1 pseudogene is annotated in these 207 nt (G+C 75.4%); it reads right to left on the bottom strand.

Annotation, left to right across the window (positions count from 1 at the left end):
• Window positions 1-207, bottom strand: a pseudogene (locus QWY28_RS24285) (bifunctional DNA-formamidopyrimidine glycosylase/DNA-(apurinic or apyrimidinic site) lyase); the annotation flags it as partial.

Genomic DNA, 207 nt, shown 5'->3' with positions numbered 1-207 from the left:
CGTCAGCCGCTCCCCCGGCCGCTCGCCGTGGATCCTGGCGCGCCACCGCGCCTCGTCGGCGTAGATGTTGCCGACGCCCGAGACGAGGTTCTGGTCCAGCAGCAGCCGCTTGACCCCCGTGGTGCGCCGGCGCACGCGACGTACGACGTCGGCGGCGTCGAACGCGGCCTCGAGCGGGTCCGGGGCGATGTGCGCGATCTCCGGCGG

It is taken from the genome of Nocardioides oceani, assembly GCF_030412965.1.
Taxonomy (GTDB): Bacteria; Actinomycetota; Actinomycetes; order Propionibacteriales; family Nocardioidaceae; genus Nocardioides; species Nocardioides oceani.
This window is presented reverse-complemented; position numbering and strand designations above follow the sequence as displayed.